The sequence below is a fragment of the Streptomyces griseofuscus genome, from assembly GCF_014673495.1.
Classification (GTDB): Bacteria; Actinomycetota; Actinomycetes; order Streptomycetales; family Streptomycetaceae; genus Streptomyces; species Streptomyces murinus.
The window spans coordinates 4,414,901-4,437,657 of the sequence record NZ_CP051006.1 but is presented as its reverse complement, the minus strand read 5'-3'; the positions used below and the strand labels follow the sequence as shown (position 1 = coordinate 4,437,657).

Here is a 22,757-nt window from a genome sequence, read left to right as displayed (position 1 = left end):
TGCCGTCACAGGGAGTGCTCCGGCGCGTTCGCCGCGTGTGCGCGAGTATCGAATGCGTCAGCGGAAGGGGATTGGCCGGTTTCCGGCACAGATCACTGGGGCATCCACACCGTGGCGTGGGGCGAAGGAGGTCTCGGGGGTGGCGTTGGTGGTGGCACAGGAGGTGCCCACGTCGTCGTGCATGGCCGTACCCCATGGCCCTGCGGGCGTGGGTGACGCGAGGCGCCGGATGCGCGCGCAGTTGCGCGGCGGCGGCGTGGCGGAATCGGTGGTCGACGATGCCGTACTGATCCTTTCCGAACTGCTGAGCAATGCGTGCAAGCACGGCCGGCCCCTGGGCGCGCCCCGGGCCGGGAGCGGAGACGGGTACGACGGCGGTGATGTACGGGCCGCATGGCAGGTGGACACGCGCGGGCGGCTCATCGTGGAGGTCACGGACGGCGGGGGCCCGACCCGCCCGGCGCCGGCCACCCCCTCGGTGACCGCGCACGGCGGCCGGGGGCTCGCCATCATCACCGCGCTCGCCGACGACTGGGGCGTCCGCGACGACGTCCGCGGCGAGGTGACGGTCTGGGTGGTGGTCCACGGGGACGTGCACGACCCGGATGCCCGCTGCCGCCGCGGCCATGTCACCGCCGCGCTCACGGCGTCGGCGCCGCCGGATCTGTCCGGACTCGATCTCACGGAGGCGTTCGAGGACCTGGCCTGAGGCCGAGAGCCGGGCGGGGAGCGGTGAGGGCCGGGCGAGGGCCGGTGAAAGCCGGGCGGGGTCGGTGAAGAAGGGCCCGCTGAAAGAGAGCCGGTGAGCGAGAGCAAGTGGGCGGGGCGGATCGCCGGTGAGCGGGAGCGGAAGCGGTCCGCCGGTGTCCGGGGAGCCACCCGCCGCACGGTCGTTGTCCACAGGTTCCCGTCGGCGATGGCGCGAACGGCTAGGCTCCCGCCGTACGAGAAGCGCCGTAACCGGGAGACATCCACGATGGCCAAGAAGCGACCCCAGACGAAGGCCAAGCGCCCGCAGCCGACGGGTGGGGCAGATGGTGCCATTCCGGTGGTCGGCGGCCGCGAGCCCTGCCCCTGCGGCAGCGGCCGTCGCTACAAGGCGTGCCATGGCCGGGACGCCGCGCACGCGGTGACCGAGCTGGTCCACCGCCCCTTCGAGGGGCTGCCCGGCGAGTGCGACTGGGTGGCGCTGCGCGAGCTGGTCCCGGCCGCCACGGTCGAGCTGACCCTGAAGGACGGCCTGCCCGAGGGCGTCCCCTCGGTCACGCTCGCCACCGTGCTGCCGATGGCCTGGCCCGCGCTGCGCCGCGACGACGGCTCGGTCCTGCTCGGCCTTCAGAACGACACGTCGTCCGGTGACATCAGCCGCGACCTCGCCGACACCCTCCAGCGCGCGCTGGAGGCGGAGCCCGGCACCCCCGTGCAGGGCCGGCGCGCCCCCGCCGACGGGCCCCGGCTCCAGGAACTGCTGGCCGCCGAGAGCCCGTTCGAGCCGGTCGTGCACAGCGGCTTCGAGTTCTGGGTACCGGACGCGGAGAACGCCGCCCCGGAGGTCACCGCCTCCCTGGAGCGGGCCAACGCGGCGGCGATCCCGACGGTCCGGCTGTCCGGCGTGGACGCGGCGTACTGGTGCGAGACCCCGGAGAAGAACCATCTGCGCTGGGTGATGCCGCATCCCGAGGAGCGGCTTCTGGACGCTCTCGCGCGACTGCACGCGCAGGGCCGCTCCAGCCTCGGCGAGGGCACCCGGCTGGTGGGCTCCTTCCGTGCTCACGGGCTCACCGTGCCGGTCTGGGACCTGCCGAGCGAGGTCCGCGCGGAGGATGTGGAGAAGCCGGCCGCCGAGTTCGCCGAGCGCCTGGCCGCCGCCCTCGCCGTAGAGGAACCGCTCACCGCGGAGGAGCGCCGGGCCCGCGGCGGACTGACCAACCGGCAGGTCACGCTCAGCTGACGGCACCCGCATCGGTGTCATGACTGACTGGTCGGTCAGTCATGACACCGGGTTTCCGACGGGTGACTCCCGTCACAACTCCCGGCCCCGGCACGGAAATCGGTGGGAAAACGATGGCCGAATGCCTGAGTCGGAATTTGCGTACGGCCGATCTCTTGTTACCGTTCCAGTAGCCCGGTTGCTGGTGCATCCCCCGTCGCCAGCAACCGGGTCTTTCCATGCCCGCGTCCGGTGCCCGGCGCGTCGCGCGCCCTCAACCGCCGTCCGTGTCCTCGGAGTTGCTACCCGAGCGCAGTAGCAGCGCCCCCGCGGACCCGCGCTCCGCGAACTCCGCGACGGCCATGTAGGCGTCCGCCCCGCCCCGGCTGCGCTCACGGGGGGTCTCACAGGTGGCGGGCTCGTCGTCGGCTCCCGTGTCGCAGCGCGTACGCGTGGTACGGCCGCCGGGGCCCATGAGGCTCAGCCCGGCGTCCAGCGACTTGCCGGTGGCGTTGCGGTAGTAGGTCCGTGCCCAGGTGTCCGCGCCCTGGATCAGCACACAGGTCTGCGCCTCGATGCCCTCGGGGGAGCTGAGTTGGGGTCCGCAGCGGACAGCGGTGCCGAGGCCCAGATCCAGCAGCCCGGGCGAGCGGCCCGGCGCGGCCGACGGGTCCTTGCCCTCCCCGTGCCGCAGCGCGCCCGGCACCAGCACCTCGCCCACGTCCCTGACCTGCCCGGCGGACGCCACGGTCAGCGGCAGTACGACGGCGGCCGTCACCACGCAGGCCAGCCCGACGAGATGCACCCGGCGCGGATCGGCCTTCCCGTACCGCGCCCGCCGGAACCCGCCCTTCGGCCGCGGACCGGCTCCGTCACCGGGCGCGCCCCGGAACTCGGGGGAACTTCCTGCGGCGGAGGGCGGGTTGCCCCCGTCACCGGTCGATGCCAGAGGGCCGGCACCGGCCGACGCCCGGGGACCAGCCCCTTCGTCGGCCGACACCTGGAGGTCGGCCCGGCCGCCCGCCGACGCGCGGGAACCGTCCCCGCCGTCCGCAGGCCGCACCCGATCCGACCCGCCGTCGTACTCCGGTCCCGTGCCGGTCGGGCGCCGGCGTCCCCCGTCGCGTGGCCGGCGCGTCCCATGGCCCCCAAGAATTCGCAGCATGGGCGGAACATAACGAGCACGGCACCCCCGTCCGCACCGTGCGCGCCGGACACCCCTACAACTCGGGCGCGCTCACACCCGTACGAGTGAGGGCGTCGACCACGGCGTCCACCACCGCCTCGACGTCCGGCACCCAGGGCGCGGCCGAACCCGGCAGCGGCGCCCGCTCCCAGCGCACCGCGCCGGTGCCGGTCTCGGACGGGGGCAGCGCGATATAGCCGCCCTCGCCGTGGAAACGCAGCGAGCCGGGGACGAAGTCCTTGGCGTAGAGCAGCTCGCCCAACTGCTCCATCGAGTACGGCTCGACGAGCAGCGCCCAGCGGGTGGGCGAGGCGACGACCGGGCCGAGGCGCATGCCCCGTCGGTCGAGCAGGGCGAGGGCGCGGGACGCGGCGAGCGCAGGCAGGCTCACCGCGCAGGGCGCCGTCCCGCCGGTCGCGAGGATGACGGGCGCGCTCGGCCGGTTGGTCCACCACCAGCGCACCATGCGCGCGTCGGTCGTGGCCGCGAGCAGCCCGGGGTCGAAGGGGTGGGCGCCGGGCACCGTGCATTCCGGGTCGGGGCAGCCGCAGCGGCCTCTGCCCTGCGGGTCCGGGGCCACACCCGGGAGTACGGGCCACTGCCACTCCGTCGCGAAGGTCAGGGCCGCGCTGATCGGCTCAGGCGTCCCGTCGTTCCGTCGCTTGGACAGGAGCCTGCGTCGCCTTCCGAGGATCTCGCGCATGAGCGCTCGTTCCTTTCCGTTGCACCGCTGGCAACACCGTGGTCCACATCACAACATGAGTCGATCACTGCACTGTGCGTACCTGGTGGCGCATCACACCCCCGCACACGGCAGGGGATCCCCAGGGGTTCGAGCGTCGGCCGCGGCCGCGTCCACGGCACTCAAGGCAGGGCACGGTAGCGGCGCGGGGGTGGCGAAGCATGGCGTTTGCCGTCGCGCGTGGTTCTCTCCGCCTCCGCCACGGGAGGATGGGGCTCGGCCGTCGGTGGCTATGACGCCCGGGTCCGTCGCCAGGTTCCGGGTGGTCCCCAACCACCCCTGGCCTTCTCCGAGTACGTACCCATCACGACCGCTGTGACGCTCCGTGGAGCGAGCCCAGTCGACCGCAGTGGACCGTTCCCCCAGGCAGTTTTGAGCCAACTTGACGGTAAGGCAAGGGGTTCCGGGAAATCACCCACCAGCCCCGTGGACACCAGGAATCCCCGCAGGACAATGCTGGACATCCCCTCACGAGTGCGTGTACATGTGGAGACACTGCTAGCGGCGCAGAATCACATGGGGGTTTGCGATGCTTTTGAGCACTGTGCACCGGTCTGAAGGCCGCGCGCCATGAGCGCCCCGCACCCACCGAAAGTGGCCGGAATCGATCCCACTGTTCCCACGCCCGCCCACACTGTCGCGCCCGCCCCTCTCGCCCCGGAGGCCCCCGCGGGCACACTCGCGGACACCATCCCCGCCGTCCCCGCCCCGCACCCCCCGGTCGCCGCCCCCGGCACGCTCCTCCAGGACCGCCTCGCCGGCTGGGTCTCCGACCTCACCACGCTGCACGAACTCACCGAACGGCTCACCCGTACCAGCGCGTTGGAGCCCGCCCTGGACGAACTGCTGCACGCCGGCGCCGCCCTCGTCGGCGCCCGCCGCGGCCTCGTCGTCCTGGAGCCCGGCGACGGACTCGGCCCCCGCACCAGCCGCGGCCTCGGACTCGGCCGCGCCGACCTCGGCCATCTGGAGACCGTGCCGCGCGGCGCGCTGCCGTACGACACCGCGGGCACCGCCGAGATCGTCCACCCCGATCTGTTCGCCGAGGACGACCTCGACCCCCGGCACCGCGAGGTCGCCGCCCGCCTCGGCTACGCCGCCAGCTTCGCCCTGCCGCTCGCCACCGACGGTGCCGGTCGCCTCGGCGCCGCCGTCTGGTTCTACGACGAGCCCGCCGAACCCCATGAACGGCAGCGCCATCTCGCGGGCCTGTACATCCGGCACGCCACCGAACACCTCGCCCGGCTGCGGGAGGTGGAGAACACCCGGGCGTGCGTCGCGACCATCGCCGAGGAACTGCTGCCCTCCCGGCTGCCCCGGGTGCCCGGCGTCCAGCTCGCCGCCCGGCACCGCACCGGACCGCGCGGCGGCGGCGACTGGTACGACGCGCTGCCGCTGCCCGACGCGGCGCTCGGTCTGTCGGTCGGCTCGGTCACCGGTTCGGGACCCAGCGCCGTGGCCGCCGCCGGCCGGCTGCGCGCCTCGCTGCGGGCGTACGCCGTGATGGAGGGCGAGGACCCGGTCGCCGTCCTGTCCGATCTGGAGCTGCTGCTGCGGCTGACCGAGCCCGCCCGCTCGGCCACCGCCCTGTTCGCCTACTGCGAGCCCGCGCTGCACCGGGTCACCCTGGCGGGTGCCGGGCACAGCCCGCCGCTGCTGATCGGCGAGCGGCGCACCGAGTTCGCCGAGACCTCCGTCTCCGCGCCGCTCGGCATGCTCTCCTGCTGGGAGGCGCCCAGCGTGGAGATCCAGGCCGAAGCGGGAGAGACGGTTCTGCTCTACACCGACGGGCTGCTGCACCGTACTGGCGACCCCATGGACCGCGCCTTCGCCCGGCTGCACACGGCCGCCGCGAGCGTCCCTCGGGCGCTGCGGCAGGATCCGGGGGCCGTCGCCGACCATGTGCTGCGCACGGTGCTGCCGGACGGCCCGGACACCGCCGGCAGCACGGCGGACGTGGTGCTGCTGGCGGCCCGCTTCGACTGAGTCGGCGCCCCGGCCCGGTATCACCGCTCAGTGACCGGCCGGTGACCAGGCATAACGGGGCATCCGCCCCTGATCCCGTCCCGATACGACCGTACGATGATGGAGGTCCCCCGGCTCGGACACAGTCACCCACCGTGGCGAGCCGCACGGACCGCCCCGGGGGAGATCACACGCCGTACCGAGGAGGAACACGTGGCCGACGAGCTCATTCCGGAGACCCCGGAAACCGAGTCCGAGGAGCCCATCAAGCAGCGGAAGAACGGCCTGTACCCGGGCGTCTCCGACGAGCTGGCCGAGAACATGCAGTCCGGCTGGGCCGACACCGAGCTGCGTGACCTGAAGCCGATCGAGCAGGCCGCCGAGACCGCGCGCCGCCGCGCCGCGCTCTCCGCGCGCTTCCCGGGCGAGCGTCTGGTGATCCCGGCGGGCAACCTGAAGACCCGCTCGAACGACACGGAGTACGCCTTCCGCTCCTCCGTCGAGTACGCGTACCTCACCGGCAACCAGACGGAGGACGGCGTCCTCGTGCTGGAGCCCGCGGGCGAGGGCCACCGGGCGACCATCTACCTGCTGCCCCGCTCCGACCGCGAGAACGGCGAGTTCTGGCTCGACGGCCAGGGCGAGCTGTGGGTCGGCCGCCGCCACTCCCTCACCGAGTCCGAGGCGCTGTACGGCATCCCCGCCGCCGATGTCCGCGAGCTGGCCGAGCAGCTGGCCGAGGCCACCGGCCCGGTGCGCGTCGTGCGCGGCTACGACGCCGGCATCGAGGCGGCCCTGACCGACAAGGTCACCGCCGAGCGCGACGAGGAGCTGCGCGTCTTCCTCTCCGAGCTGCGCCTGGTCAAGGACGCGTTCGAGATCCGCGAGCTCCAGAAGGCCGTCGACTCCACGGTGCGCGGCTTCGAGGACGTGGTGAAGGTCCTGGACAAGGCCGAGGCCACCAGCGAGCGCTACATCGAGGGCACCTTCTTCCTGCGCGCCCGCGTCGAGGGCAACGACATCGGCTACGGCTCGATCTGCGCCGCCGGCCCGCACGCCTGCACGCTGCACTGGGTCCGCAACGACGGCCCGGTCCGCTCCGGCGACCTGCTGCTGCTCGACGCCGGCGTGGAGACGCACACCCTCTACACCGCCGACGTCACGCGCACGCTGCCGATCAACGGCACGTACAGCGAGCTCCAGAAGAAGGTGTACGACGCGGTGTACGAGGCCCAGGAGGCCGGCATCGCGGCGGTGCGGCCGGGCGCCAAGTACCGCGACTTCCACGACGCGGCCCAGCGGGTGCTGGCCGCGAAGCTGGTCGAGTGGGGCCTGGTCGAGGGCCCGGTCGAGCGTGTCCTGGAGCTGGGCCTCCAGCGCCGCTGGACCCTGCACGGCACCGGTCACATGCTCGGCATGGACGTCCACGACTGCGCGGTCGCGCGCACCGAGACGTATGTGGACGGCGTCCTGGAGCCGGGCATGGTCCTCACGGTCGAGCCGGGTCTGTACTTCCAGGCCGACGACCTCACCGTGCCCGAGGAGTACCGGGGCGTCGGCGTCCGGATCGAGGACGACATCCTGGTGACGGAGGACGGCAACCGGAACCTCTCGGCCGCCCTGCCGCGGCGCGCCGACGAGGTCGAGGCGTGGATGGCCGCGCTGAAGGGCTGACCTGACGAGCGAGGCGGCCGGGTGCCCGGGGGTGCCCGGCCGCCGCCGTCCGCGGACCCGCATGGCCGCCCGCGCGGTCCTCAGCGCCGCTCCGGGGCGCTCCAGAGCGCGGGGTCCTCGTCGTGCAGGATCCGCTGGAACAGCCGGCTGTCCCGCCAACGGCCGTTGATGTGAAGGTACTTGGGCGCCGTCCCGATCAGCTCGAAGCCGCACTTCTCCAGCACCCGCTGCGACCCGGTGTTCTCCACCCGCGTGGACGCCTCGATCCGGTGCAGGCCGACCACGTCCCGCGCGAGCCCGCACACCCGTGACACGGCCGCGCTCGCCAGCCCCCGGCCCTGCCGGTCCGCGGCGACCCAGTAGCCGAGGTGCGCGCTACAGAACGGCCCCCGGGTGATCCCCGTCAGGGTGATGGCTCCGACGATCCGTCCGCCCGCCTCCTCGAACACCCAGGGCACCGCCGCGCCTTCGTCACGCTGCCGCAACAGCCCCTCGATCCGCTCCCGCTGCCCGTCCGGCGTGAAGAAGGAATCCGGCCGCACCGGCTCCCACGGCGCGAGGTGCCCCCGATTCACCACATACGCCTCCGCCAACCTCCCCGCGTCCCCCACCCCGAGCGGCCTCAACGTCACCCCGGCCGTCATCTCCCCACTGTCGATCTTCATGCCCCCACTATGCGGGACCGGGGCGGGGATTCATCCCCCCGCTGTGAGGGGCCGGGCTACACCGCCAGCAGCGGAGCGTCGTCGCGCCATTTGAGGATCTTGTCGAAGCTGACCACCGTGCCGTGGCGGCCGGGCTTGGGGCCGATGTGGACGTGATCGGCCAGTTCGCGGATCAGGCAGAGGCCGCGGCCGTGCTCGGCGTCCGGGCGGGCGGGGCGCAGTTCGCGGGTGTGCTGGAAGCCGGGGCCGGAGTCGGCCACTTCGATACGGCACTTCTCCCCGTCGAGGTACGCGGTCACCCGGTACACCGCCGAGGTGCTGTCGTCGCCGCCGTGCTCGACGGCGTTCGCGCACGCCTCGCTGAGGGCGACGGAGAGGTCGTAGGAGATCTCCGGATCCACCCCGGCCGTCTCCATGGTGCCGATCAGGAGCCGCCGCGCGAGCGGCACACTCGCGGCCTCACGGCGCAGATGGAGTGACCACCAGATGCTCATGCTCCAGCCTCCAGGCCGCGGCTCGACATACCGATACCTATTGCCGCCCATAGGTGGCCGTAAGCACACCGTTGACGTGACTCCGCCCATACAGCCGACGCGGGCCGGGAGGAATCGGTGTATGCGGGACGTACCCCTCCGGCCGGGCCGGGGATGTATTGCCCGGACCTGACGTAGGACGGCGCGGGGCGCGGTGGGATGATGAGCCCGCCATGTCTGCCCCTCACGCGCGCACGGCGCGTCCCGGAGCCGGGCTCCGGATGCTGCGGGCCGCGGTCTTCGCCGCGGTCTGCGTCGTGCTGGCCGCGGCCGGGCACACCTTGGCCTCCTGCGCGAGCGTGCCGTTGTGGACGCTCGGCGTGGGCTCCCTCGGCTCCCTGCTGCTCGTGGTCCCGCTCGCCGGGCGGGCCCGCTCGCTGCCGGGCATCGCCGCGCTCCTCACCCTCGGCCAGACCGCGCTGCACACGCTGTTCGGCGTGGGCCAGCACGGGGCGGCCATGGCCATGGGCGGGATGCCGATGGGGCAGGGCACCCCGGGCAAGACCGCGCTCGGCGACGCCGCCCTGGTCGAACAGGCCACCCGGCTGCTGTGCGGGGCGAACGCCGCCGCGCTCACCCCCGGCCACGCCTTCCACATCCTGCTCGCCGCCCGCCTCATCGACCGCTCGGGCCGCCCCGTGGCCGGGGCCCCGCTGCCCATGCCGCACGCGGCCGACGCCACCGGCGCCTCCGCGGCACTGCTGCCCTCGCTGCCGATGCTGCTCGGCCACCTCCTCGCGGCGGTCGCCCTCGGCTGGCTGCTGCGCCGCGGCGACCTGGCCGTGCTGCGGCTGCTCGAACTGTCGGCGCACTCGGCCCACGAAGTCGCCGAGACCGCGCTCGTACGATCCCTGCGCGCCGCGCTCGCCCTGGTGGGCGCCCTGTGCGCCGGACTCCTGTCCGCGGCCGAGCCCGCCCCGCGCGCCCGTCGCGGCGACCGGGACGAGCCGCCCGCCCCCGCCACCCTCGCACTCCAGCACTCGGTGATCCGGCGCGGGCCGCCCGCCGCCGCACTGCGACTCGCCGCCTGACGCGACGCGCCCGCCCCCTGCCCGAGACAGCTCCGGGTTCCGAGGAGACGGCCGCCGTCGCGCGGCCCGCGCGCGCCCGCGCGCCTTCCTTCCTCACCGGAACTCTCACCATGGAGTGCTCCTGTCATGCAGGTTTCCCAGCTCGTCCCCAGCCTCACCGCCGGCCGTGCCGCCACCCGCCGTACGGCCGCCCGTGTCGCCGCCGGTGCCGCCGTCGCCGGCACCGCCGTACTCGCCCTGTCCGCCCCCGCCTTCGCGCATGTGACCGTGCAGCCCGAGGGCGCCGCGGCCAAGGGCAGCTACGCGGTCGTCGACGTCAAGGTCCCCAACGAGCGTGACAACGCCTCGACCACCAAGGTCGAGGTGAACCTCCCCACCGACCACCCGCTGGCCTCCGTCATGGCCGAGCCCGTCCCGGGCTGGAGCGTGCAGCTCACCAAGACCAAGCTCGCCAAGCCGCTGACCGTGCACGGCGACAAGATCGACCAGGCCGTCACCAAGGTCACCTGGACCGCCGACGGCAAGGGCATCGAGCCCGGTTACTTCCAGAAGTTCCCGCTCTCCGTCGGCGCCCTTCCCGACAACACCGACCAACTGGTGTTCAAGGCGCTCCAGACGTACTCCGACCGCGAGGTCGTGCGCTGGATCGAGGTGCCGCAGGCGGGCCAGGACGAGCCGCAGAACCCGGCCCCGGTGCTCCAGCTGACCGCCGCGGCCGACGAGCACGGCGCGGCGGCCGCCCAGGACGCGTCCGACGACAAGAAGCAGAACACGGCCGCCGCCGCGGACTCCGGCGGCAGCAGTGACACCATCGCCCGGGTGCTCGGCGTCGCCGGGATCGTCGTCGGCGCCGCGGGCGTGGCCTACGGCGTCCTCGCCGGCCGCCGCCGCACCGCCTAGCCCCACCGTTCCGCAGCGCGCGCCGGGGCCGTGCCAGGCTTGGCCCCCGTACGACCCCGGCGCGCGCCGGACTTCTCACATCTGGGACATTTCTCTATGCGCAAGAAGACGTTCGCCGCGGCCGCGCTGCTCGCCGCCGCCACCCTGACCCTCTCCGCCTGCGGCGGCCAGAAGGCCGACTCGTCGACGGTCTCCGCCGTCTCGCAGGAGTCCGGCGGCAGCGGCCCCGCCACCGTCCTCGACCAGCCCTGGGCCAAGCCCGGCCTGGTCCTCACGGACACCCACGGCAAGAAGTACGACCTCCGCAAGGAGACCCAGGGCCACCCGACCCTGCTCTACTTCGGCTACACGCACTGCCCCGACATCTGCCCCACGACGATGAGCAACATCGCCGTCGCGGCCCAGAAGTCGCTGACCCCGGCCCAGCGCGCCGATCTGCGGGTCGTGTTCGTCACCACCGACCCCGGCCGCGACACCCCGGCCGCGCTCGGCAGCTGGCTCAAGGGCATCGACCCTCGGTTCATCGGCCTGACCGGCGACTTCAAGTCCGTCCAGGCCGCCGCCCGCTCCGTCGGTATCTCCGTCGAGCCGACGACCAAGGACAAGAACGGCAAGCTCGTCTCCGTCCACGGCACCCAGGTGCTCGCCTTCTCGCCGAAGAACAACGGCGGGTACGTCCTGATCAGCGACAGCGCCACGGTCGACGACTACATCAAGGACCTGCCCAAGATCGTCCAGGGAGCCAAGCCGTGAACCGCCGCCCCCTCGTCCTGGCCACGGCACTCGCGGGCGCCCTCGCTCTCGCGGGCTGCTCGGGATCGGGCTCCTCGGACACCTCCAAGGCCGAACTGTCGGTGAGCGGCACCTACATGCCGCAGCCCGTCTCCGCCGACATGGCCGCAGGCTTCCTGACGATCACCAACAAGGGCGGCACGAAGGACGAGCTGACCAAGGTGAGCAGCACCGCGGCCGGCCAGGTCACCATGCACAGCACCACGGACGGCGAGATGCGGGAGCAGTCCTCCTTCGCCATACCCGCCCATGGCCGGCTCGTCTTCAGAAGTGGTGGCAACCACCTGATGTTCGAGCAGCTCCGGCAGCGGCCGAAGCAGGGCCAGACGGTCACCCTGAAGCTCACCTTCGCCAAGAGCGGGCCCCTCACCGTCGAGATGCCGGTGAAGTCCGCCACGTACCACCCGACGACCGGCAACTGAGGGAAGGGACCACCGTGACCCGGACCATCACCCCCCGCCCGCGGACCCTGGTGCTGCTGCTTCTCGCCGCCCTGGGCGCCCTGCTCGCGGGCGCCGCGCCGGCCTCCGCGCACGCGGCGCTGACCGGCAGCGACCCCGCGCAGGGGGTGGTGGTCCAGCAGCCGCCCGCCCGGGTCTCGCTCACCTTCTCCGAGAAGGTCGCGATGAACGGGGACTCACTGCGCGTCCTCGACCCCAAGGGCAAGCCGGTCCAGACCGGCGCCCCCGACAACGTGCGCGGGACGACGTACTCCGTGCGGCTCAAGGGCGGCCTCGGCAAGGGCACATACACCGTCACCTACGAGGTCGTCTCCGCCGACAGCCACCCGGTGGCCGGTGCCTACACGTTCTCCATCGGGGCGCCCTCGCGGACCGTGGTCTCCGGCAGCGGTCCGACCGTGGGCGGCGGGGTCGTCGGCGGCCTCTACCAGGTCGGGCGGTACGTGTCGTACGCCGGATACATCGTGCTCGTGGGCGGCGCGGCCTTCGTACTGCTGTGCTGGCGGCGCGGCGCGGGCGTACGGGCGCTGCAACGGCTGGTCGTGGGCGGCTGGCTGGCGCTGACCGCGGCCACCCTGTGGCTGCTGCTCCTGCGCGGTTCCTACACCACCACCGGGAAGGTCGCCGATGTCTTCGACCTCGGACTGCTCGGCCAGGTGCTGGAGACCAAGCCGGGGGCCGCGCTGGTCTCCCGGCTGCTGCTGCTCGCCGCCGCCGCGCTGTTCATCGCCGTCCTCTTCGGCACGTACCAGCGGCGCGAGGAGGGCGCGGAGAAGCGGGACCTGACCTTCGGGCTCGGGATCGGGGGCCTCGTCGTCGCGGCCGGGCTCGCGACCAGCTGGGCGATGTCCGAGCATGCCTCGGTGGGGCTCCAGCCGGGCATCGCCATGCCGGTCGACGTCGTCCATCTGCTCGCCGTCGCCGCCTGGCTGGGCGGGCTCACCGCACTGCTGGTCGCCCTGTACCGGGCGCCCGCCGGGACACCGGTCGAGGCCGCCGCCGTACGCCGCTTCTCGCGGCTGGCCTTCGGCTCCGTGGTGGCCCTCGTCGCCACCGGCGTCTATCAGTCCTGGCGCCAGCTCGGCTCCTGGTCCGCCTTCACCGACACCCGGTACGGGCAGTTGCTGCTGGCCAAGATCGCCCTGGTGGCGGTCATGGTGGGCCTCGCGTCCGTGTCACGGCGCTGGACGGGACGGCTCTCGGATCAGGGCGCGGAGGAGGAACGGGCCGCTGCCGAAGTGGGGACCGAGAAGGAGTCGGTCACCGCGGCGAAGCCGACCGCTGGTCAGGACACGGCAGCGAGGGGGACGGGTACGGCGGACACGGCCGGGCAGGAGCGCGCCACGGCGGACGCCGGCGCCTCCGAACCCGGCCCCGCTCCCGAGGACTCCGGTGACCCCCGCCGCGCCGCCCAGCTCGCCCGGCAGCGGGCCGCGGTGGACACCGCCCGGCAAAAGCGGCTGCGGGACGGTGACGCGGGCCGCTTCGGGCTGCGCCGCTCGGTGCTCGCCGAGGCCGCCGTCGCGGTCGTCCTGCTCGCCGTCACCACCGCGCTGACGCAGACCGAGCCCGGCCGCACCGAGCAGGAGGCCAAGGCCGCCACCGGCGCCGTCACGGCCCCCAGGAACGGGAGCCTGTCCCTGAGCCTGCCCTTCGACACGGGTGGCGCGGACGGCAAGGGCGTGGTCGCCCTCGACATCGACCCCGCCCACGCGGGCGCCAACTCGCTGCACCTCTTCGTCCGCAAGCCCGGCGGACAGCTCTTCGACGTCCCCGAGGTGAAGATCGCCCTCACCCTGGAGGCGAAGAAGATCGGCCCGCTCTCCGTGGCCCCCGAGCACATCACCACCGGCCACTGGTCGGCGGACGGAGTGCAGATCCCGATGGCCGGCGACTGGAAGGTCGAGGTCACCGTCCGCACCTCCGACATCGATGAAGTGACCGTCTCCAAGAACGCGCAGATCGGCTGACTCAGACCATGACCGACCAGTCCACCCAACAGGCTCCCGTTCCCACGCCCCCGGCGGCCGAGGCCACGGCGTCCGGGGTCCGTTCCGGGGGTGTCTCCCGGCGGGCCCTGCTCGGCACCGCGGGTGCCACCGGGCTGGTGCTCGGCGCGGCGGGCGGGGCCGTCGGTTACGCCGCCGCGCCCGCCCCGGCCACCCCGCTCACCTCGGTGGGCTCCGACCGCGCGTTGTTTCACGTGAAACACCAGCCCGGCATCACCGAGGGCCTCCAGGCGTGCGGTCATCTCATCGCCTTCGATCTGGCGGCGGGCGCGGGCCGCAAGGAGGCGGCGGCCCTGCTGCGCCGCTGGTCGGCGACGGCCGAGCGGCTGATGGCGGGCGAGCCGGCCCCGCACGACGACACCGATGTGTCCCGGGACGCGGGCCCCTCCTCGCTGACGGTCACCTTCGGCTTCGGGAACAGCTTCTTCACCCGCACCGGTCTGGAGAAGCAGCGGCCCGGCGCCCTCGATCCGCTGCCCGACTTCTCCTCCGACCATCTGGACAAGGCGCGCAGCGACGGCGATCTGTGGGTGCAGATCGGCGCGAACGACGCCCTGGTCGCCTTCCACGCCCTGCGCGCGATCCAGAAGGACGCCGGGGCGGCCGCGCGGGTGCGCTGGCAGATGAACGGCTTCAACCGCGCCCCGGGCGCCACCGCCCACCCGATGACGGCCCGCAATCTGATGGGCCAGATCGATGGCACGGGCAATCCGAAGCCGACGGACGCCGCCTTCGACAAGCAGATCTTCGTGCCCGCCTCGGGTGAGCCCGCGTGGATGGCGAACGGCTCCTACGCCGTCGTACGGCGGATCCGCATGCTCCTGGACGACTGGGAGAAGCTGCCCGTCGCCGCCCAGGAGCAGGTCATCGGGCGCCGCAAGGCGGACGGGGCGCCGCTGACCGGGGGCCACGAGAACTCCCCGATGGAGCTGGAGAAGACCGACGCCAAGGGTGACTATGTGATCGCGCTCAACGCACACGCGCGGATCACCCGGCCGGACAAGAACGGCGGGGCGGCGATGCTGCGGCGCCCGTTCTCGTACCACGACGGCATCGACGCGGACGGGGTCCCGGACGCCGGGCTGCTCTTCGTGTGCTGGCAGGCGGACCCGCTGCTCGGCTTCGTACCGGTGCAGCGCAAGCTCGACCGGGGCGACGCCCTGTCCCGGTTCATCCGGCACGAGTCGAGCGCGCTGTTCGCGGTGCCGGGCGGGGCGGCGAAGGGCGAGTACGTGGGGCAGCGGCTGCTGGAGGGCTGAGCGAGGGCCCCCTCGATCCCCTTAGCCGTCATTCCATCGGCTAGGGGGATTTTCCCTTCCCAAACCACCCGGTCGAGTGGTCATCTTGAGACGCCTGAGCTACGACGGCCCGCGGCCATTAGGGTGAGGACCATGCCAGCGAGCTATGCGTATCTCGGTCCCGAGGGCACCTTCACCGAGGTGGCCCTGCGGACGCTGCCGGAGGCGGCCACCCGGGAGCTGACCCCGTACGTGTCGGTGCAGTCCGCGCTGGACGCGGTGCGGGCCGGCGAGGCCGAGGCCGCGTTCGTGCCGATCGAGAACTCCGTCGAGGGCGGTATCACCGCCACCCTGGACGGCCTGGTCGCGGGCGAGCCGCTGACGATCTACCGCGAGGTGCTGCTCTCCATCACCTTCGCGCTGCTGGTCCGGCCGGGCACCCGGCTCGCCGACATCAAGACGGTCTCCGCCCATCCCGCGGCCCAGCCGCAGGTACGCAACTGGCTGAAGGCCAATCTCCCGGACGCCGTCTGGGAGTCGGCCGCCTCGAACGCGGACGCGGCCCGGCTGGTCCAGGAGGGCCGCTACGACGCCGCCTTCGCGGGCGAGTTCGCCGCCGCCCGGTACGGCCTGGAGGCCCTGGAGACCGGGATCCACGACGCGGAGAACGCGCAGACCCGGTTCGTGCTGGTCGGCCGCCCGGCCCGGCCCGCCGCGAAGACCGGCGCCGACAAGACCTCGGTGGTGCTCTGGCAGCGCACCGACCACCCCGGCGGACTGCGCGATCTGCTCGGCGAGTTCGCCTCGCGCGGGATCAACCTGATGCTGCTCCAGTCCCGGCCGACCGGCGAGGGCATCGGCAACTACTGCTTCTGCGTGGACGCCGAGGGCCATATCTCCGACCGGCGGATGGCGGCGGCGCTGATGGGCCTGAAGCGGCTCTGCCTCGAAGTGCGCTTCCTCGGCTCGTACCCGCGCGCCGACATCACGCCGGACGAGGCACGCGCCGTACGGCCGGGAACCTCGGACGAGGAGTTCATGCGGGCCGCGGACTGGGTGGCGCGCTGCCAGGACGGCCGCTTCTAGTTATCCACAGAAGTTATCCACAGGGGCGCTTCTCGACCTGGGGACAAGTCGACAGCGAAGCGCGATCCAGTCGACAAATCGCCCCACAGCCCACAGACGGGGCGACCTTCACCTGACTCACCCTTCGTCCACCCGTTTCCTTTGGTTCATCTTTTGGGGCGACCGTTTTCCACCCGAAAGTGGGTGTCGATCCACTTTGGCCGGGGAATTCTGCACGTCGACCAGGGGATCCGGAGTGATCAATTCCCGCATCCACAGAACTTCCCCACACCCTGTGGATAACTCTTCGAGGGGTGTGGATTTCTGTGGACAACCAGGTCGCCAAGTCCCGCTCTCCACAAGGAAATCGAGTCAACCGGGCGCCTTGGACCTGCCTCGTCCCAGGGAGTGAGACACTTTCCCTTGACACGCGCGGCAATTAGCGCATAACGCACCGTAAGCCGCAAATCCAAGCGCGCCGTAATGGTGATTCGTGAGCGGGATCCCCGCACCGGTAGCCTTGGGCCTGTGATTGACCTTCGCCTGCTCCGTGAGGACCCCGACCGTGTGCGCGCGTCCCAGCGTGCTCGTGGAGAGGATGTCGCGCTCGTCGACTCCCTCCTGTCCGCCGACGAGCGGCGCAGGTCTTCCGGCGTCCGCTTCGACGAACTGCGTGCCGAGCAGAAGCAGCTCGGCAAGCTGATCCCCAAGGCCACCGCCGACGAGAAGGCCGAGCTGCTCAAGCGGGCCGAGCAGCTCAAGGCCGACGTCAAGGCCGCCGACGCCGAGCGCGACGCGGCCGACGCCGAGACCCATGAGCTGCTGCTCCGGCTCGGCAACCTCGTCCACCCCGACGTCCCCGTCGGCGGCGAGGAGGACTTCGTCACCCTGGAGACGCACGGCACCATCCGCGACTTCGGTGCCGAGGGCTTCGAGCCCAAGGACCACCTGGAGCTGGGCCAGCTGCTCGGCGCGATCGACGTCGAGCGCGGCGCCAAGGTCTCCGGCTCCCGCTTCTACTTCCTCACCGGTGTCGGCGCCCTGCTGGAGCTGGCCCTGGTGAACGCGGCGATGGCCCAGGCCACCGCGGCCGGCTTCACCCCGATGCTGACCCCGGCGCTGGTCCGCCCGCAGTCGATGGCCGGCACCGGCTTCCTCGGCCAGGCCGCGCAGGACGTCTACCACCTCGACAAGGACGACCTCTACCTGGTCGGCACCTCCGAGGTGGCGCTCGCGGCGTACCACATGGACGAGATCCTCGACGCCGACAAGCTGCCGCTGCGGTACGCGGGCTTCTCGCCCTGCTTCCGCCGCGAGGCCGGTTCGCACGGCAAGGACACCCGGGGCATCTTCCGCGTGCACCAGTTCGACAAGGTCGAGATGTTCTCGTACGTCGACCCCGAGGACACCCAGGCCGAGCACCAGCGCCTGCTGGCGTGGGAGAAGCAGTGGCTGTCCTCCCTGGAGCTGCCGTTCCGCGTGATCGACGTCGCCTCCGGTGACCTCGGCTCCTCGGCCGCCCGCAAGTTCGACTGCGAGGCGTGGATCCCGACGCAGGGCAAGTACCGCGAGCTGACCTCGACCTCGGACTGCACCGAGTTCCAGTCCCGGCGCCTGTCCATCCGGGTCCGCGACGGCAAGCAGGTCAAGCCGCTGGCCACGCTCAACGGCACGCTGTGCGCCGTACCGCGCACCATCGTGGCGATCCTGGAGAACCACCAGCTGGCCGACGGCTCCGTCCGGGTCCCCGAAGTGCTGCGCCCCTACCTGGGCGGCCGGGAGGTCCTGGAGCCGGTGGCCAGGTGAGCTTCCCCTACGGGCTGGTCGCGACCGACCTGGACGGGACGCTGCTGCGCTCCGACGGGTCGGTCTCGCAGCGCACCCGCGACGCGCTCACCGCGGCCGCCGCGGCGGGCGCCGCGCACATCGTCGTCACCGGCCGGGCCGTCCCCTGGACCCGCCATGTCCTGGACGACCTCGGCTACGACGGCCTCGCGGTCTGCGGCCAGGGCGCCCAGGTGTACGACGCCGGGGCGCACCGCCTGCTGACGTCCGTCACCCTGGACCGTCAGCTGGCGGGGGTGGCGCTGGCCAAGATCGAGGCGGAGGTCGGTCCGCTGCATCTCGCCGCGAGCCGTGACGGGCTGGACGGCGAGGTGCTCGTGGGGCCCGGCTACGCCGTCGCGGGGCCGCTCCCCGCGGTCCCCTTCACCGACGCCTCCGACCTGTGGGCCGCGCCGCTGAACAAGATCTACATACAGCATCCGACGCTGGGCGACGACGAACTGGCGGAGGCCGCCCGACAGGCGGCCGGTGGCTTCGTCTCGGTCGCGATGGCCGGCGCGGGCATCGTGGAACTCCTGCCGCTCGGCCTCTCCAAGGCGACGGGGCTCTCCCTGGCCGCGCGCCGCCTCGGCCTCAAGGCCTCGGACTCGATCGCCTTCGGCGACATGCCGAACGACATCCCGATGTTCGGATGGGCCGCTCGGGGCGTGGCCATGGCCAACGCCCACGAGGAGCTCAAGGCGGTGGCCGACGAGGTGACGTCCTCGAACGAGGAGGACGGGATCGCGGCGGTACTGGAAGGCCTGCTGGCGTAACGCCGTTCACAGTGCCTGCCGTGGCGTCGGCCGCGGGCTCACCGCCGCCGGCGCCACCCCCGCCGTCGTATCTTGCTGAAGAACCACCCCGCCGGCGGCTCGTCCGAGCGCCAGGGCTGGGGTTCGGGGGCCTCCGTACGCCAGCGGGCGGCCAGCATCCGGGCCCGGGCGGACGGCTCGGAGGTATCGGCGGCCCGCACGAAGTCCTCGTCCAGGACCAGCCCCTCGAAGGCGTCCTCCGCGGGCTCCCCGCCACCCCCCGTCATCTCCTCCGCCATCCCCGGCCTCCTAGCCTTACGTCACCTTTTGCCCAGTGTGCCCGGCCGGGGATGAAGTCCCCGTCAAAGATCGGGGACGGCCCTCACTCCTCCCCCGCCAGCTTCAGCGAGCGCAGCTTCTGCCCCGCGTACCAGGTGGCCAGCACCGTCACCACGACCAGCAGCACCACCGCCGTCGTCAGCCCGACGTCGGAGGTGACCAGGTCGCCCCCGGCCACCTTGTGTGCGACCGCGAGCGCCCACTGCTGCACGCTCAGCGTGCGCGCGCCCGGCACCAGGGAGCCGAACAGCGCCTCCCAGACCAGCGCGTACACCAGGCCGAAGACGACCGCGTGCCGGGAGACCGTGCCGAGCAACAGGAACAGCGCGGAGTAGGCGATGGAGGCCACCAGCGCGGCCACCGTGTAGGCGACGGCGATCTGCTGGCCGTTGCCGTTGAGGATCAGGCCCGCGATCAGCGTGGGCACCGCGGAGAACACCATGGTCACCGCGATGGCCACGATCAGCTTGGTGAAGATGATCGTCGGCCGCTTCAGGGGTTTGGCGAGCAGATAGACGACAGAGCCGTCATCGATCTCCGGACCGATCGCGCCCGTACCCGCGATGACACCGATGATCGGCACCATGGTGGCGATCGCGAACCCGCCGAGCACATCGGCGGCCGTCTGGTCGTCGGCCCCGCTGAGGGCGCGTACGGCCACGGCGATCACGATGAGCAGCAGCGGCAGCGCGCCGAGGATGAGGGCCCGGCGACGGCCGAGCAGGGCCCGGTAGGTGAGCCGGGCGACTGTGGGGTCGTACATCTTCGGCCTCCTACGCCGCGACCAGGTAAGAGAACACGGATTCCAGGGACTCGTCCGACGGCGAGACCGTGAGCAGCCGGATGCCGTGGTCCCTGGCGACCTTCGGCAGCAGAGCGGTGAAACGGCCGAAGTCGACGGCCTGGACGCGCAGTGCGCCCTCGGCGTGGTCGACCTCGATGCCGGCGGTGGACGGGTCGGCGATCAGCGCCGCCGCGAGGGCCCGGTCGTCGCTGGAGCGCACCAGGTAGCGGTGCGGGCGGTCGGTCATCAGACGGCGGATCTTGCGGTAGTCGCCGCTGGCCGCGTGCCGCCCGGCGACGACGACCTCGATGTGCCGGGCGAGCTGCTCGACCTCCTCCAGGATGTGCGAGGAGAACAGCACCGTGCGGCCCTCGTCGCCCATCCTCCGCAGCAGATCCATCAGCTGCATGCGCTGGCGCGGGTCCATGCCGTTGAACGGCTCGTCCAGCAGGAGCAGCGAGGGGTCGTGCACCAGGGCGCTGGCCATCTTCACGCGCTGGCGCATGCCCTTGGAGTACGTGGCGATCCTGCGGTCCTGGGCGTACTCCATCTCGACGGTGGCCAGGGCCCGCTGGGCGGCCTTGTCGCCGAGGCCGTGCAGTTCCGCGTTGGCCACGACGAACTCGCGCCCGGTCAGGAAGTCGTACATCGCCTCGCGCTCGGGGACGATGCCGATGTGCCGGTAGATCCCCTCGTTGCGCCACACCGGCTGTCCGTCGAGGGTGACCGTGCCGGTGGAGGGGGCGAGGAAGCCGCCCATCATGTTGATCAGGGTGGACTTCCCGGCGCCGTTGGGGCCGAGCAGACCGGTCACACCGGGTCCGATGGTCATCGTGATGTCGTTGACGGCGACCACGTTGCCGAACCAGCGGGAGACATGGTCGATGCTGAGGGTCGTCACAGTCCCACCTTCTTGTAGCGGCGCACCAGAAGGCCGTAGCAGCCGGCGATCAGTGCGAGGGTGACGAGGACGTAGACGATGCCCTCTCCGGTCGAGGGAGCGACCCCGCCGGGGTTTCGGGCGGTGGCGCCCAGGAAGGCGGACTGCACGCCGTCGATCAGGGTGACCGGCGAGAACAGGCCGATCCACGCGATGGCGCCGGAGTGCCCCTGGACCTCCGCGATGGCCTGGAGGGTGGAGACCGCCCCGTAGGTGATGACCAGTACGGCGATCACGGCGGCGATACCGAAGCCGCGGCGCGGGGTGACGGCTGCGATGACCAGGCCGATGCCGGCGAAGAGCAGGGAGAGCAGGGCCACGGAGACCAGTCCCTCGGCGAATTCCTTCGTCTGGTGGGCGAAGCCCAGCTTGGACAGCAGCGCCCCCACGTACATCACCAGCAGGGGAGCGGCGGTGAGGATGAAGATCGCCGAGGCGAGCGCGGCGAACTTGGCGCGCACGTAGTCGGCGGTCTCGATCGGCCGCGAGAAGTACAGCGGGACCGTCTTGAAGCGCAGGTCGCGGGAGACGGCCTGGGGCGCCTGGGAGGCGACGTACAGGCTGATGACGGCCTGGAGCATGATCGCGTACCGCGTGTAGGCGACCGGCAGTTCGTGCGCCTTGGTCGCGACGGCGACGGCGACCATGATGGCGGCGGGCACGCACATGACCGCGAACAGCAGCATGGGCAGCACCTTGGACTTCACCGAGCGGCCGAGGCCGTAGGCGCCGCGCAGGGACTGCGAGTACAGGGAGCGGCGGGCGTAGGCGCGGCCGAGGCGCGGGCCGTCGTAGCCGCGGTAGCCGATGTCGTGGATCCGGGTCGTCTCGCCCGGGGGCGAGGTCAGGGGCTGCTCAACCGCCATGGCCGACGGCCTCCTTCCGCTGCTCGTCGCCGCTGCCTTCGGCGGTGTCGGTGGTGTCGGTGGTGAAGACCTCGGAGATGTGGTGCCGGCGCTGCTCCATGCGGACCAGGCCGAGGCCGAGGTCGGCGACCACGTCGCGCACCAGGTCGTACGTCTCCTCGCCCGCGGCGGTCAGCAGCAGGATGTGGCCGGCGCCGGGCAGGCCCGCGCCCTCGTGGTGGGTCTCCACCCCGCGCTCGCTCAGCGCGTCGCGGACCGCGGCGGTGCCGTCGGGATGGGCGTCGCTGTCGGTGACCTCGATCGCGAGGGTGGTCGTGGTCTGTGTGAAGTCGGTGGTGGAGCTGGAGCGCAGCAGCTTGCCGCCGTCGATGACGACCACGTGGTCGCAGGTCCGCTCCAGCTCGCCCAGCAGGTGCGAGGTGACCAGGACGGAGATGCCGAAGTCGGAGTGGACGCGGCGGATCAGGCCGAGCATCTCGTCGCGGCCGACCGGGTCGAGGCCGTTGGTCGGCTCGTCCAGGAAGACCAGCTTGGGGTCGTGCACCAGGGCCTGCGCGAGCTTCACGCGCTGCTTCATGCCGGTCGAGTAGCCGCCGATGGGGCGATAGCGCTCCTCGTACAGGCCGACATGGCGCAGGGTGTCCGCGGTGCGCTCGCGCGCGGCCGTGGGCGGCAGCCCCGACATGCGCGCCATGTGCACGACGAACTCGGTCGCCGAGACGTCCGGCGGCAGGCAGTCGTGCTCCGGCATGTAGCCGACCTGTTCGCGGATGGCGGCGCCCTCGGTGGCGATGTCCAGGCCCAGCACCCGGGCGCTGCCCTCGGTGGCGGGGGACAGCCCCAGCAGGATTTTGATCAGGGTGGACTTGCCGGCGCCGTTGGCTCCGACGAGTCCGGTCACCCCGGGCCCGATGTCCACGGACAGCCGGTCGAGCGCGGTCACCCGGGGGAACCGCTTGCTCAGGCTTTCGGTCGCGATCACAGTCACCCACCGAACGGTAGTGATCCCGGCCACGCCGGTCGTCAGACCACAGAGCCGTCTTCGGGTCCGCCCCAGG

At 72.3% G+C, this 22,757-nt stretch carries 22 protein-coding genes; 13 read left to right on the top strand and 9 right to left on the bottom strand.

The features are described 5' to 3' along the window. Positions 1-52: 52 nt before the first annotated feature. Together HEP81_RS19715 and HEP81_RS19710 are read left to right on the top strand one after the other, a co-directional pair. Positions 53-709 carry an ATP-binding protein gene (locus HEP81_RS19715; protein WP_037650576.1) on the top strand — a complete coding sequence of 219 codons (657 nt, stop codon included), beginning with the start codon at positions 53-55 and terminating at the stop codon, positions 707-709. A gap of 267 nt (positions 710-976) precedes the next feature. Continuing rightward, positions 977-1,951, top strand: a complete 975-nt coding sequence (locus tag HEP81_RS19710) for a DUF5926 family protein (protein ID WP_037650573.1) — start codon at positions 977-979, stop codon at positions 1,949-1,951. Positions 1,952-2,204: 253 nt separating this feature from the next. On the opposite strand, the gene HEP81_RS19705 is transcribed toward HEP81_RS19710, so the two are convergent. Both HEP81_RS19705 and HEP81_RS19700 read right to left on the bottom strand, forming a co-directional pair. After that, entirely contained in the window at positions 2,205-2,735 is a 531-nt protein-coding gene (locus HEP81_RS19705) for a hypothetical protein (RefSeq protein ID WP_106979821.1), read from the bottom strand. Between the two features lie 415 nt (positions 2,736-3,150). After that, the gene (locus HEP81_RS19700) at positions 3,151-3,819 is read right to left on the bottom strand and encodes a bifunctional DNA primase/polymerase (RefSeq protein WP_037650570.1); all 669 of its coding nucleotides are present in this window, start codon (positions 3,817-3,819) and stop codon (positions 3,151-3,153) included. A 609-nt stretch (positions 3,820-4,428) separates the two neighbouring features. Here HEP81_RS19700 and HEP81_RS19695 point away from each other — a divergent pair. Both HEP81_RS19695 and HEP81_RS19690 read left to right on the top strand, forming a co-directional pair. After that, the gene (locus tag HEP81_RS19695; RefSeq protein WP_078967096.1) at positions 4,429-5,844 is read left to right on the top strand and encodes a PP2C family protein-serine/threonine phosphatase; all 1,416 of its coding nucleotides are present in this window, start codon (positions 4,429-4,431) and stop codon (positions 5,842-5,844) included. Between the two features lie 192 nt (positions 5,845-6,036). Beyond that, entirely contained in the window at positions 6,037-7,497 is a 1,461-nt protein-coding gene (locus HEP81_RS19690) for an aminopeptidase P family protein (RefSeq protein ID WP_037650562.1), read from the top strand. 80 nt (positions 7,498-7,577) lie between these two features. On the opposite strand, the gene HEP81_RS19685 is transcribed toward HEP81_RS19690, so the two are convergent. Then, positions 7,578-8,162 carry a GNAT family N-acetyltransferase gene (locus HEP81_RS19685; protein WP_037650559.1) on the bottom strand — a complete coding sequence of 195 codons (585 nt, stop codon included), beginning with the start codon at positions 8,160-8,162 and terminating at the stop codon, positions 7,578-7,580. A 56-nt stretch (positions 8,163-8,218) separates the two neighbouring features. Further along, a complete protein-coding gene (locus HEP81_RS19680; RefSeq protein ID WP_037650556.1) occupies positions 8,219-8,656 on the bottom strand; it encodes an ATP-binding protein in 438 nt (145 codons plus the stop codon). A 212-nt stretch (positions 8,657-8,868) separates the two neighbouring features. On the opposite strand from HEP81_RS19680, the gene HEP81_RS19675 reads away from it, so the two are divergent. From HEP81_RS19675 to HEP81_RS19635, 9 genes are all read left to right on the top strand, one after another. After that, on the top strand, positions 8,869-9,726 hold the full coding sequence (locus HEP81_RS19675) for a hypothetical protein (RefSeq protein WP_037650554.1): 858 nt from the start codon (positions 8,869-8,871) through the stop codon (positions 9,724-9,726). A gap of 126 nt (positions 9,727-9,852) precedes the next feature. Further along, positions 9,853-10,626 carry a YcnI family copper-binding membrane protein gene (locus HEP81_RS19670; RefSeq protein WP_051849819.1) on the top strand — a complete coding sequence of 258 codons (774 nt, stop codon included), beginning with the start codon at positions 9,853-9,855 and terminating at the stop codon, positions 10,624-10,626. A 96-nt stretch (positions 10,627-10,722) separates the two neighbouring features. Beyond that, on the top strand, positions 10,723-11,379 hold the full coding sequence (locus HEP81_RS19665; protein ID WP_037650552.1) for an SCO family protein: 657 nt from the start codon (positions 10,723-10,725) through the stop codon (positions 11,377-11,379). Beyond that, positions 11,376-11,840 carry a copper chaperone PCu(A)C gene (locus tag HEP81_RS19660; RefSeq protein WP_037650550.1) on the top strand — a complete coding sequence of 155 codons (465 nt, stop codon included), beginning with the start codon at positions 11,376-11,378 and terminating at the stop codon, positions 11,838-11,840. The genes HEP81_RS19665 and HEP81_RS19660 overlap by 4 nt, the downstream gene beginning before the upstream one ends. Positions 11,841-11,854: 14 nt before the next feature. Next, positions 11,855-13,849 (top strand): copper resistance CopC/CopD family protein, encoded by a 1,995-nt coding sequence (locus HEP81_RS19655; protein WP_037650547.1) that lies wholly within the window; start codon positions 11,855-11,857, stop codon positions 13,847-13,849. 8 nt (positions 13,850-13,857) lie between these two features. Further along, positions 13,858-15,147 (top strand): iron uptake transporter deferrochelatase/peroxidase subunit, encoded by a 1,290-nt coding sequence (gene efeB / locus HEP81_RS19650; RefSeq protein ID WP_037650544.1) that lies wholly within the window; start codon positions 13,858-13,860, stop codon positions 15,145-15,147. 132 nt (positions 15,148-15,279) lie between these two features. After that, a complete protein-coding gene (pheA, locus tag HEP81_RS19645; protein ID WP_037650541.1) occupies positions 15,280-16,212 on the top strand; it encodes a prephenate dehydratase in 933 nt (310 codons plus the stop codon). Positions 16,213-16,719: 507 nt separating this feature from the next. Next, positions 16,720-17,997 carry a serine--tRNA ligase gene (gene serS / locus HEP81_RS19640; protein ID WP_037650539.1) on the top strand — a complete coding sequence of 426 codons (1,278 nt, stop codon included), beginning with the start codon at positions 16,720-16,722 and terminating at the stop codon, positions 17,995-17,997. Continuing rightward, positions 17,994-18,791, top strand: a complete 798-nt coding sequence (locus HEP81_RS19635; RefSeq protein WP_037650533.1) for an HAD family hydrolase — start codon at positions 17,994-17,996, stop codon at positions 18,789-18,791. Before serS ends, HEP81_RS19635 begins: the two co-directional genes overlap by 4 nt. Before the next feature lie 38 nt (positions 18,792-18,829). Here HEP81_RS19635 and HEP81_RS19630 read toward each other — a convergent pair whose 3' ends face one another. From HEP81_RS19630 to HEP81_RS19610, 5 genes are all read right to left on the bottom strand, one after another. After that, positions 18,830-19,069, bottom strand: coding sequence for an SGM_3592 family protein (locus HEP81_RS19630; protein ID WP_037650531.1), 240 nt, complete (start codon positions 19,067-19,069; stop codon positions 18,830-18,832). Between the two features lie 83 nt (positions 19,070-19,152). Beyond that, a complete protein-coding gene (locus tag HEP81_RS19625) occupies positions 19,153-19,872 on the bottom strand; it encodes an ABC transporter permease subunit (RefSeq protein ID WP_037650529.1) in 720 nt (239 codons plus the stop codon). Positions 19,873-19,882: 10 nt separating this feature from the next. Further along, a complete protein-coding gene (locus tag HEP81_RS19620) occupies positions 19,883-20,794 on the bottom strand; it encodes an ABC transporter ATP-binding protein (RefSeq protein ID WP_037650527.1) in 912 nt (303 codons plus the stop codon). Further along, on the bottom strand, positions 20,791-21,699 hold the full coding sequence (locus HEP81_RS19615; protein ID WP_037650524.1) for a membrane protein: 909 nt from the start codon (positions 21,697-21,699) through the stop codon (positions 20,791-20,793). The genes HEP81_RS19620 and HEP81_RS19615 overlap by 4 nt, the downstream gene beginning before the upstream one ends. After that, positions 21,689-22,681, bottom strand: coding sequence for an ABC transporter ATP-binding protein (locus HEP81_RS19610; RefSeq protein ID WP_037650521.1), 993 nt, complete (start codon positions 22,679-22,681; stop codon positions 21,689-21,691). Before HEP81_RS19610 ends, HEP81_RS19615 begins: the two co-directional genes overlap by 11 nt. Positions 22,682-22,757: the final 76 nt, after the last annotated feature.

Bases quoted from the DNA above. Each gene is read 5' to 3' on its own strand.
- HEP81_RS19715 (WP_037650576.1), top strand. From the start codon at position 53: ATGCGTCAGCGGAAGGGGATTGGCCGGTTTCCGGCACAGATCACTGGG.
- HEP81_RS19710 (WP_037650573.1), top strand. From the start codon at position 977: ATGGCCAAGAAGCGACCCCAGACGAAGGCCAAGCGCCCGCAGCCGACG.
- HEP81_RS19700 (WP_037650570.1), bottom strand. From the start codon at position 3,819: ATGCGCGAGATCCTCGGAAGGCGACGCAGGCTCCTGTCCAAGCGACGG.
- HEP81_RS19695 (WP_078967096.1), top strand. From the start codon at position 4,429: ATGAGCGCCCCGCACCCACCGAAAGTGGCCGGAATCGATCCCACTGTT.
- HEP81_RS19685 (WP_037650559.1), bottom strand. From the start codon at position 8,162: ATGAAGATCGACAGTGGGGAGATGACGGCCGGGGTGACGTTGAGGCCG.
- HEP81_RS19680 (WP_037650556.1), bottom strand. From the start codon at position 8,656: ATGAGCATCTGGTGGTCACTCCATCTGCGCCGTGAGGCCGCGAGTGTG.
- HEP81_RS19675 (WP_037650554.1), top strand. From the start codon at position 8,869: ATGTCTGCCCCTCACGCGCGCACGGCGCGTCCCGGAGCCGGGCTCCGG.
- HEP81_RS19670 (WP_051849819.1), top strand. From the start codon at position 9,853: ATGCAGGTTTCCCAGCTCGTCCCCAGCCTCACCGCCGGCCGTGCCGCC.
- HEP81_RS19665 (WP_037650552.1), top strand. From the start codon at position 10,723: ATGCGCAAGAAGACGTTCGCCGCGGCCGCGCTGCTCGCCGCCGCCACC.
- efeB (WP_037650544.1), top strand. From the start codon at position 13,858: ATGACCGACCAGTCCACCCAACAGGCTCCCGTTCCCACGCCCCCGGCG.
- pheA (WP_037650541.1), top strand. From the start codon at position 15,280: ATGCCAGCGAGCTATGCGTATCTCGGTCCCGAGGGCACCTTCACCGAG.
- HEP81_RS19630 (WP_037650531.1), bottom strand. From the start codon at position 19,069: ATGGCGGAGGAGATGACGGGGGGTGGCGGGGAGCCCGCGGAGGACGCC.
- HEP81_RS19625 (WP_037650529.1), bottom strand. From the start codon at position 19,872: ATGTACGACCCCACAGTCGCCCGGCTCACCTACCGGGCCCTGCTCGGC.
- HEP81_RS19615 (WP_037650524.1), bottom strand. From the start codon at position 21,699: ATGGCGGTTGAGCAGCCCCTGACCTCGCCCCCGGGCGAGACGACCCGG.